Below are 10,083 nucleotides of genomic sequence, written 5' to 3'. Positions count from 1 at the left end.
CCTTACTTTTCCAACGATGAGTTAGAGGCGTTAAGCAAAAGTGAACAAGGCTCTTACTACTTGTACACCTCAGGGACAACAGGGAAACCTAAATGCGTGGTGGTAAACAGTAGAGCAACGTCCAATGTTGTAGGGGAAACCTGTAAAGCATGGGAAATTACATCTGACGATGTTTTGATGTCAGTTACGCCATTCCATCACGATATGTCCGTCTTTGATGTTCTGGCAAACTTTACCTCCGGGGCTACTATCGTATTACCTGAAGCGGGTGATGAAAAAGACGCCATCAAGTGGAATCAACTAGTCGCAGAGCATGGCATTACAATCTGGGTTTCGGTCCCTGCGATTTTGGAAATGTTGTTGACCTGTATGCAGGGTGAAAAGCTGAAAACGCTTAGATTGGTGGCGCAAGGTGGTGACTACGTCAAACCACGAACCGTCGCTGAGCTAAGAAAGTTAGATCAAGACATTCGATTAATATCTCTTGGCGGTCCGACCGAAACTACTATCTGGAGTATATGGCACGACCTCGTTGATGATGATGTTGACGTAATTCCTTATGGTAAACCGCTTCCATGCAATAAGTACTTTATTATGAACGGTTTAGGAAAACACGTACCTCAGGGCGTTGTTGGTCGAATCATGACGGTTGGGGTAAACCTTGCTTCAGGATACCTAGAAGACGGTGAGCTAAAACAAACTGACTTTGTGACCATTGTTGATGATAAAGGTGACGAAGTCAGAGCCTTTAGAACCGGAGATCTGGGGTATTACCGCGAAGATGGAAATATCATCTTTGCTGGACGAGTTAATGGATACGTTAAGGTGAGAGGGGTGCGTGTCTCGCTTCCTGATGTTGAGAAAGAACTCAATCGATGCCCTACGATTGAGCAAGTATTGATTGTTGATTATACCGAGCGTAACGGAGATATTGCTTTAGGCGCGATTTATACGGTTGCTGAAGGTCAGTCGGCGAGCGCAGTTGATATCCGTGATTTTGCACAGCAGTGCTTGCCAAACTCTCATGTTCCTTCAAAGCTACTTGAATTGGACAAGCTTCCACTTTCGCGAAACGGGAAGTTCGACCGAATTCAGGCAAGAGAGCTACTGATTCGCTCGATGGGTCAAGCCAACTTGAACCAGCAATCAGTAGTAAGTTCGTCTGCGGCTATCCAAGGATCGGTTAACAAGAGTAGCCAAATTGCTTCAGCGACTCAGCCAGACTTTGCGAATATCATAGGAGCTTATGAACAAGTGACAGGAAAACGCATTGAAGGTTTTGATGAGGATAGTGCATTCGTAGCATTGGGGTTAAAGCCTTCTGACCTAAAGGGTATATCTTCGCAGCTTAGCCAGGTATATGGACGCAAAGTGTTTGCGCGTAAGCTAATTAAATGTAGAAATGCGAAAGACGTTTATAGTGTCATTGAGCTGAGTTCATAGCCACTGAATGGTAAATACAGAGCCTGATTAGGCTCTGTATTTTTTTGCTATCAGCTTGAAGCTATTATTTCTTCTATTGCCTTTTCTAAGAAACTCCCGAGCTCCTTTGTATGCTCAAAAAATTCAATTTCACAGCAGAATCCACTATCAGCTTCAAGGTATATTGCCATTTCTGAAGCGTTACTTCTCGAGCGAAATGTGATATTCAATCCTTCAGCTAATCCCGAACTAAGAACGGTTTGCTTTACTTTGCACCCTTCAAATTCAACAGGTTCAGATACGATAATGTTTACAAAAGGACCAAAAAAGAACCGGCTATTATCAGGAACACCTTGGTCCTTAGCGATTTGTTCAACACGATAACGACCATGAGAACATAGTTTTCTAAATTCTCCGCTGGTTCGTCTGAGGAAATCGACAACACTCTCTGTTTCATTGAGCTTCATGTTGACGGGTAAAATGTTGACCAGAAGAGCTGGCATGTAAGAACCCACACTGCCGAAACGATTCATATAAGGTACCCAGATCGATTCTTCTCGTTTTTCTGAGTGCGCTTGCACATGCCGCAAAATATATAGACCAGATAAGCCAATCAAAATATCAGGCCAAGGAAGCTTGGTTGCATTGGAGATGTTTTGAAGTTTCTCTGAAAATTGACCAGGCACCTCTACCTCAGACTCATATGGGGTAACATTTGGTTCTTCAGCTTTGTTCAAAATTTTAAGAGGTTGGGATTTCGCGAGGTAGTCATGCCAGAATTGGCGATCCATTTGATATTTTCGACTCTGATTATATGACGCCTCTTCAGCTACGTAGCTTGGCAGAGAATTAAATTGGGAGCCTTTTTCAATTTTTCCGAGATAGTGCGAGTAAAGTTTAGAACACCTTTGCTCAATGAGAGCCATACTAAACCCGTCTAAAACGATATGATGCGCACGGATGTACCAAAGAAATCGGTCATCAGTTAACTGGATTAACCATTGAGCTGATATGCATTCATTCAGAAGATCGATGGGCGCTTCAAAGTCATTCCTCATCAAAGCCTTGGCGCTTTCAATAGCATCTGGTTTGTTCCGAAAATCCATGACTTCAAGTGAAGGGCGGCGGTTTGGGTCAATTACTTGTTTTGGTCGATATTGCCCGTCAGAAACATCAAATTTAAGCGATAGTACGTCAGTTTCCTGGATGGTAGTGGTAATGGCATTGATTAATGCTTGTTTGTTGGAGACTCCATCTATGTCAAGGAACTGGGCAACATTGGAGTATGACTCATTTGGGTTGATGATGAACTCTTCCCAGAAATCTAATTGGGCGAGTGAAAAGGGCATCCATTCAGAAGAGGTAACTTTGTCCTGCATTTTGAAACCTATAAGAAGATGTGAAAGATTGGAACAACCTGCTTCTTCTTGGGAGATATATAGAAAGCAATGCCGCCCAATCTGATTGGGAATGGAGATAAAAATCCATTCTCAATCACCAGTGATTAGGGTCTGTCGACCCTAGGTAAAATCAATAATATGTGTTGGGATAGTATCAGCTTACTTTGTTTATGTTAATGATAATTATTATCAATTTAAACATGGCAAAATAGTTAACTATATGAGTTTAAATGCTCACGAAGTGTGTTCCCGTTATATTCTTTTTTGAACAACCCTGATTGCGAAAGCATTGGCATTAATTTCTCAAAGAATAAGTTCATCGACTCAATGGAGCCGCCCGGAACGGCAATGATACCGTCGGCTGCGCCTGCCCGGAAACGTTGTTCAATCTCATTGAAGGCATCTTCTGGCGTACCTACTACGAGCCAATGCGAAGAACCTGCAACCTCTGGTCGCTTCAGAAGTTCAGCTACAGTAGGTTGTTCTCGCTCGATCAGACGTCTGATTAGGTCTGAGTGCGTTTTGCTTCTCACCTGTCTATCTAATTTTGGAAGCATGTCAGGGGTAATAATCGTTTCTTCTGATAGTAAACTGATATCCAGACCTATCGCTTCTTTTACATAATTGTGCTTCCGAGATAGCGGAACTTGGGCATGAGTTTCCTGATAGAGCTCTTCTGCTTCTTCTTTAGTTTCAGCCAGGTACAGGCTAATGCCCGGAAACACTTTGATCCGGTCTGGGTTTCTGCCTTGTGTCTCTGCTCGTTTTCTTAGGTCTTTTCTTAGCTCAATACCTGCTTCGATGTCGGGTGTTGCGGCAAAAACAGCATCTGCCACGCGAGACGCGAAGTTTCTGCCTGAATTCGATGAACCTGCCTGGAAAAGAGGAATAGAACCACTTGGGTGACCAGGAACATTCAGAGGACCTTCTACAGAGAAGTAGTCCCCTTTATGTTCAATTGGGGAGATTTGGCTTGTGTCCGCATAGTGACCCGTTTCTTTGTCCATAATGAGCGAATCGTAGGGGTAACTTTGCCAAAGTTCTTGCACGACCTTAGTAAACTCTTCAGCTTTTATATACTTTTCTTCAGAAGACATCATTGTGTCTTCGCCAAAGTTTTTATTTCCGTCGATAGCTGTGACGACGTTCCAACCAATGCGCCCTTTGGTTATCCAATTCAGAGATTGAAGTTGACGAGCGACAACATAGGGAGGGTTATAAGTTGTAGATGCCGTCGAGATGAGACCAATTTTTTCTGTCTCTCGTGCTAATGTCGCGATGAGAATCATTGGATCCAGGCTACTAAAGCCGGGCTCTGCATCTAATACAGCAGTATTCACAAATAACGTATCTGGCCTGAAGAGAAAATCTAATTTGGCTTTTTCTGCTTTTTTAGCGAGCTCAACATAGAAATCGGTAGAGTAGAGATCTTCAATGCCGCTGTTGCTGCGACGCCAACCATTCTTCGTCATCCAGCTAGCGGCTAAAGCCATACCGACGCAAAGCTGCTTATTCTCTTTCATTTTCTAATTATCCTTCTCATTACAGCAAAACCTTTGAAATGGTATCGCTCTAGCATCAACTGTTTTTAACGGGGTTTCTCAGGGATTTATCTTGATCTATCGATATGAAAGTAGTTAGCATATCCCGAGATTAACGTCATTCAGAACAAGTACCTAGGGTCTAAGAACCTAAGCAAATGATATAGAGTAACTCTGAATCCAGTTATAACCCCTTCATATAGTAAGATAATTGTAAATGATAACCGAAATGAGAATTACTTTTATAACTAAATGCTTTATTTTTTGCATGGCTTTACTTTCCTCAAATGTGTTTGCAAATAACACGTTAAACGCCTCCGACGCTTATCCTCGAGTATTTGTGAATGCCGATGGGTCTAAGACCAACATTCCTGCCAAACCTCAACGAATTCTTTCAACGTCAGTAACGATAAGCGGCACTCTACTAGCCATTGAGGCACCGTTGATTGCGAGTGCTTCAGATTTTAGAGGAAGATTCTTTAGACAATGGACTCATGTTGCAGAAGAAAGAGGGGTTGAAAACGTTTGGTCAGCAGGAAGTGTCGATTTAGAGTCTGCATATATCTATGAGCCTGATTTAATTATCGTTTCGTGGAGTGGGGCAGATTCTGCAAAAGAGCAAATAGCAGAATTTCAGCAAATTGCTCCAACTATTGTTTTGGACTATAGCCAACAGTCTTGGCAGGATTTGGCCGTAGAGCTTGGGTTTGCTTTAGGCATTGAAAATCAAGCTGAGAGAAAAATCCAGGAATTTGACCAGTTTGTCGCTGCCAGTAAACAAAAAATCAAAATTCCTGAAGGGCAGACCAATATCATTAGCTACTTTGGCGCAGGGGCAACTAACGCTATCGCACTAGAAACGGGCGTACACGCTAAGCTGCTTACTGACCTTGGGTTTGACATGGAATCCCCAAACAGAGCATGGCACGACAACTCTATTCCTATGTTTGATTTTATTCGGGTTCATTTTGAAGTCTTACCGCAGCTTAATGCTCCGACTACATTCTTATTAAGTGCTGATGATAAACGAGCTCAAACATTTATGGCGGACCCCGTTCTTGTGAATTTACCATCTGTGAAAGAAAGGCAAGTATATGGACTTGGAGTTAATTCATTCCGTATCGATCTTTACAGTGCAACGGAAATTGTAAACGACATTGTCGCGAGATTTAAAATATAGCCTTTGGCTGGATTTAAAATTCTGAGTGAGAAGAAATGACCTCTTTAGCACATCCTTTAAATCCTTTAAACGACACCCGAGATAAAAAAAGACGCCTTGGGCTCTTTGTTGGTATGGGCGTTTTGTTTATCGCTTCCTTAGTAAGTATTTTTGTAGGAACGCACTCGATCTCACCATCAGTGACTATAGATGCCATTCTTTCGTTTGATTCGACAAACAGTGAACATTTACTTGTACAGCACTTAAGAATCCCTAGAACGTTTCTTGCTATTGTTGTCGGAGGTGCACTTGGCATCGCCGGGGTGATCATGCAGGGGTTAACCCGTAACCCTTTGGCTGACCCAGGAATTTTGGGGGTCAATGCGGGCGCTACCGTCGCCGTGGTTTCGGCAATTGCATTCCTTGGGTTGTCAGATATTGGCTATGTGATGTGGTTTGGACTTGCAGGTGCGGCAATAGCAGGTGCTGGCGTATTTGTACTTGCGGGCATCAATAAAGGCGTGAATCCTGTTCGCGTTGTTCTGGCGGGCTCTGCGCTTTCCGTGGTTTTACTGGCACTGACTCATATTATTACCGTGAACAGTGATGAGATGGTGTTTGATCAGTTTCGGCATTGGGCTGTAGGTTCGTTTCAAGGTAGGGGATATGATGTACTCCTGCCTGTATCCGTACTTATTTTAATAGGCATGGTGATTGCCTTTTCGTTGGCAAAGGCATTGGATACCGTTTCTCTTGGAGAAGACATCGGTCATGCACTTGGTGTCAATCCTGTAAGGATCTGGAGCTTGGCATCCATCTCTATTGTAATTTTAGCCGGCGCCTCTACAGCAGCCGCAGGACCAATCAGTTTTGTGGGTCTTACTGCCCCGCATATTGCTCGCATGATATCTGGACCTGACCATAAATGGCTAATGCCATTTTCCTTACTTATCGCGTCTATACTGGCAGTGCTTGCCGATGTACTGGGACGAATTATTGGTTATCCTAATGAGATCAGTGTGGGGATTATGATCGCTCTGATTGGCGGTCCTTTCTTTGTATTCCTGGTTAAACGTTGGAAGATTTCCCAACTATGATTAATCAACTTTCTCCTTCTTTTCAGCCAAATAATGGCTATGTCTGTCGTGTCGGTCGGTTTTCGATTTCCTATCAACCTTTGCACATCTTTGTGGCTTCTGTGCTCCTGCTTTTCGTTTTTATACTTTCTGCTTACTCAATGACACTGGGCAAGTTTAATATCTCGTTTATGCAGGTTGTCGATGCAATATTTGGGATTGGTGAAGGCGGTGTTAAAGAGAGGGTGATTCTTAACATCCGATTACCGAAAGTTCTGACCGCCGTTTTTGTTGGTGCGGCATTGGGGCTATCTGGTGCGGTATTTCAGTCAGTGTCACGTAATGCTCTCGGTTCGCCGGATGTCATTGGTTTTACGACTGGCGCTGCAACGGGTGCAATTGCTCAAATAGTGTTGTTTGAACAAGGGGCGCTCGAAGTTGCATTAGCTGCAATCATAGGTGGAATTCTCACAGCCGTTATCGTTTACCTGTTGGCTGTTAAAGCTGGAGTGGTTGGCGGGTATCGATTAATACTTACAGGCATTGGTATAGGGTCTATTCTCAGCGCGCTTAATGGTTTAATGCTCGTAAAGGGCAACCTAGATAACGCAATAATGGCTAACCTGTGGCTTGCGGGTTCTCTGCACGCCAGAACATGGACACATGTATACCCTGTACTTATTGGTGTCTTGTTGCTGTTACCCGTGATGATGATATTAAAACGTCCATTGTCCATGATAGAAATGGGGGACGATATTGCCACTCAACTTGGAATTCGGGTTGAGCGGGTTCGCCTTTCGATGATTTTCTTCGCAGTAGTATTAGCTGCATTGGCAACAGGCGCAGCAGGTCCGATAGCTTTCATAGCGTTGGCTGCTCCTCAACTCGTTACAAGACTAAGGCAGTCAAGAGCACTATCCCTACTTTCCTCTGCCCTAATGGGCGCATTGTTGGTCTTAATGGCGGACATTTTGATTCAGTGGTTGCCGTTTCAAGCTAGTGTACCCATCGGTCGAATGACAGGCATTGTTGGGGGTATCTATTTGATTTGGTTACTTACTCGCTCTCGTCAGTTTTAACTTCAAAGGCTTAGTCATTATATTATCGCCAGTGTAAATGAGAATGCTTTACATTAACTTTTATTGAGAATAAAGTAACGCACCAATTCTAATTTATCTAATACGGGTTGTGGTTTTTTGTTAAAGCGCGTTAATGAATAATCACTTTCGATACCCCTGTAAGGACATCTCTGAACAACGTCAGAGGCAGGAGAAAGGAACATGGCAAGTAGTAAGCCTTATTTGCAAGACAATCATGGACATATCAGCATAGCGACAGAGTTTGAAGAACGAGTCTGGATGCATCACCAGCATAGTGACAACGGCTCGGGTCAATACGCTGCAGCATATCATTTAATAGGAAAATCAAACCTTGGAAGATTGGTCTCAGCTTTGAACAAGCTTCACCAGTTTATACCTGCTCTCAATCTTCGTTATCACTTTGATGAAGATAATGGTTTGGTAAAATCAGCAAAAGATACGGCTGATCAAACCATTAATATCGAAGCTGTGGAATCTATAGAAGAAGCCATTGCACACCTCCAGCATAAGCAATCGAATCCTATCCAGCTTGATAGCCAACCGCCAATTCAGTTCATCATTTACATCTGTAATGAGAAAGAAGTGGTGTTGGGCATTGTTTCTCATCAGATCCTAAGTGGTCAGTTATCTTGGAAAGAAGTGTTTGATGTGCTCAGCGCTCTATACAACCATGGTCTGGCGACAGAACTGAGTGAAAAACAAAATAAAACTAATAAGGCTGGATATACCCCATTAGCTAAATTAAGCGACTTGTCTGAGTCTGCGATATCTTGGATAAAACGTAACGACAGAAAAATTAGCTGGATTCAAACAGGTTTGAGTGAAGGCTCGTCCTCTTCTTTGAATGCAGCCGTGTCGAGAAAATTTGCCACGTCTATTGAGATAAATGCTCTTGAAAAATATGCTGACAAAAACAGCAATAGAACAAACCTGCTTTCTGTAGTCGCTGCTTTGTTCTCTCGTTACATGTTGGAAGTCAATAAATTAGAGTCGCTAAACGTATTCGTGCCTATTGATGCAGAACGCGATATGTTTGAGATGAATAGCGCATTGATTGAAACCGATCTGACACATCTGACATTAACGCCTTCAAATTCCAAAATAGAAGACGAAATTGATAAAATAAAGGAACACATAGGCTCGGCGCAGTCTCAATCTTCTGAATACTATGATTATAGCGATGCAGCAACCTTGGTGACATGGTTGGTGGATCCTTCGAAGCACCTGTCTTTCGAAAATATAGCGTCAAGAAAGCTATCTATTGCACCACTAGAACCTAGATTCGAGCTTGCTCTAGGCGTCGGAGTAGACGAACAAGGTGCACTGCTTTTAGAGCTCTCTGTAGGTCCTTCAGTGTCGGCGCACATCGGCGCCTATATACTAGAGACATTTGTTAAGTACATTGGCGGTGAAGTAATAGAACAAGCCAATGTATTAGAACTTGAAGCGCCCACGCCTCAAGAAACCGAGTTTGAAGAAAGCGCAAATTCGCTCCGAGTTGAAGACATCATACTAGAAGAGTTTCGTGATGCTTTGGCCTCTGAGTCCATGACAAAACATGATGACTTCTTTGATCTTGGAGGGCACTCGCTGATAGCCACACGCGTAATCGGTCGGTTATTGACCAAGCACGGTATCGAAGTTCAAATTAATGATCTATTCAGTTACTCGACCGCAGAGCAGCTCGCCCAACACGCTATAGTTCAGCAAACAGAGAGTACAGATTCTACTGATGAGTTGGCTAATACTACATCAGTAGAACAACTGATATTGGCAGAGTTTAGAGAAGCGCTATCGGTAGAAACTATGTCACTGGATGATGACTTTTTCGATTGTGGCGGGCACTCGCTCATTGCGACTCGTGTTATAGGACGTCTGCTCAAGAATCATGGCATTGAAATTCAGATCAATGATCTATTCAGTTACTCAACAGCTAGGTCGTTGTCTGAACACGCAATATATGAAGAAAAATCAGTTGAATATCTTGAAGCAGATAATGAAGAGATTGATTTGTCAAAAGCTCCGTTGTCACTTGCGCAAACCTCGCTATGGTATGCGAAGTTACAATTTGACGAGATGGGGCTCGAATCACTTTTCAATATCCCATTTGCTATTCGATTTCTTGGCGAAGTGAATGAGACTATCTTTGGGCAGGCATTTAGGGATGTTCTTCTTAGGCATAGTGGTTTAAGAAGTCAGTTCTATAAAGGGGAAGAAAGCCCATTTCAACAGGTCGTTCCAGTCGAAGATGTTGACAGCTACAAGTGGTACTGGACTTCGGAAGAGTCGGAGTTTCCGACCCGTGATGAGCTTCTAAAAAGCGAAGCCTCACATGTCTTTGACCTAGAGAACGAATTGCCGTTGAGAAGTTCGCTTTGTTCGAGA

7 protein-coding genes are annotated in these 10,083 nt (G+C 43.1%); 5 read left to right on the top strand and 2 right to left on the bottom strand.

Annotated features, from left to right (window positions below):
* Positions 1–1,443 (top strand): AMP-binding protein (locus RH89_RS08160; protein ID WP_004401003.1); only part of this gene is annotated, 1,443 nt, incomplete at its 5' end.
* 50 nt (positions 1,444–1,493) lie between these two features.
* Here the strand turns inward: RH89_RS08160 and RH89_RS08155 are convergent.
* Both RH89_RS08155 and RH89_RS08150 read right to left on the bottom strand, forming a co-directional pair.
* Complete coding sequence (locus RH89_RS08155; protein ID WP_004401002.1) at positions 1,494–2,801, bottom strand: condensation domain-containing protein; 1,308 nt, start codon at positions 2,799–2,801, stop codon at positions 1,494–1,496.
* Positions 2,802–3,034: 233 nt separating this feature from the next.
* Complete coding sequence (locus RH89_RS08150) at positions 3,035–4,345, bottom strand: NtaA/DmoA family FMN-dependent monooxygenase (protein WP_004401001.1); 1,311 nt, start codon at positions 4,343–4,345, stop codon at positions 3,035–3,037.
* A gap of 247 nt (positions 4,346–4,592) precedes the next feature.
* On the opposite strand from RH89_RS08150, the gene fepB reads away from it, so the two are divergent.
* The 4 genes from fepB to RH89_RS08130 all read left to right on the top strand — a co-directional run.
* Positions 4,593–5,543: a Fe2+-enterobactin ABC transporter substrate-binding protein gene (gene fepB, locus RH89_RS08145; protein WP_038145305.1), complete on the top strand. Its 951-nt coding sequence runs from the start codon at positions 4,593–4,595 to the stop codon at positions 5,541–5,543.
* Positions 5,544–5,578: 35 nt separating this feature from the next.
* A complete protein-coding gene (locus tag RH89_RS08140; RefSeq protein ID WP_004400998.1) occupies positions 5,579–6,619 on the top strand; it encodes a FecCD family ABC transporter permease in 1,041 nt (346 codons plus the stop codon).
* A complete protein-coding gene (locus RH89_RS08135) occupies positions 6,616–7,677 on the top strand; it encodes a FecCD family ABC transporter permease (RefSeq protein ID WP_004400996.1) in 1,062 nt (353 codons plus the stop codon). The genes RH89_RS08140 and RH89_RS08135 overlap by 4 nt, the downstream gene beginning before the upstream one ends.
* Before the next feature lie 201 nt (positions 7,678–7,878).
* A partial coding sequence (locus RH89_RS08130; RefSeq protein ID WP_004400994.1) for a phosphopantetheine-binding protein occupies positions 7,879–10,083 on the top strand: 2,205 nt, incomplete at its 3' end.

The sequence above is a fragment of the Vibrio nigripulchritudo ATCC 27043 genome, assembly GCF_000222685.1.
Lineage (GTDB): Bacteria > Pseudomonadota > Gammaproteobacteria > Enterobacterales > Vibrionaceae > Vibrio > Vibrio nigripulchritudo.
The sequence above is the reverse complement of the archived record's forward strand: the minus strand, read 5'-3'. Positions and strand labels throughout refer to the sequence as shown.

What these genes read in the sequence shown, in the direction of transcription:
- RH89_RS08135 (WP_004400996.1), top strand. Translation starts at nt 6,616, where the DNA reads ATGATTAATCAACTTTCTCCTTCTTTTCAGCCAAATAATGGCTATGTC.
- fepB (WP_038145305.1), top strand. Translation starts at nt 4,593, where the DNA reads ATGAGAATTACTTTTATAACTAAATGCTTTATTTTTTGCATGGCTTTA.
- RH89_RS08155 (WP_004401002.1), bottom strand. Translation starts at nt 2,801, where the DNA reads ATGCAGGACAAAGTTACCTCTTCTGAATGGATGCCCTTTTCACTCGCC.
- RH89_RS08150 (WP_004401001.1), bottom strand. Translation starts at nt 4,345, where the DNA reads ATGAAAGAGAATAAGCAGCTTTGCGTCGGTATGGCTTTAGCCGCTAGC.
- RH89_RS08140 (WP_004400998.1), top strand. Translation starts at nt 5,579, where the DNA reads ATGACCTCTTTAGCACATCCTTTAAATCCTTTAAACGACACCCGAGAT.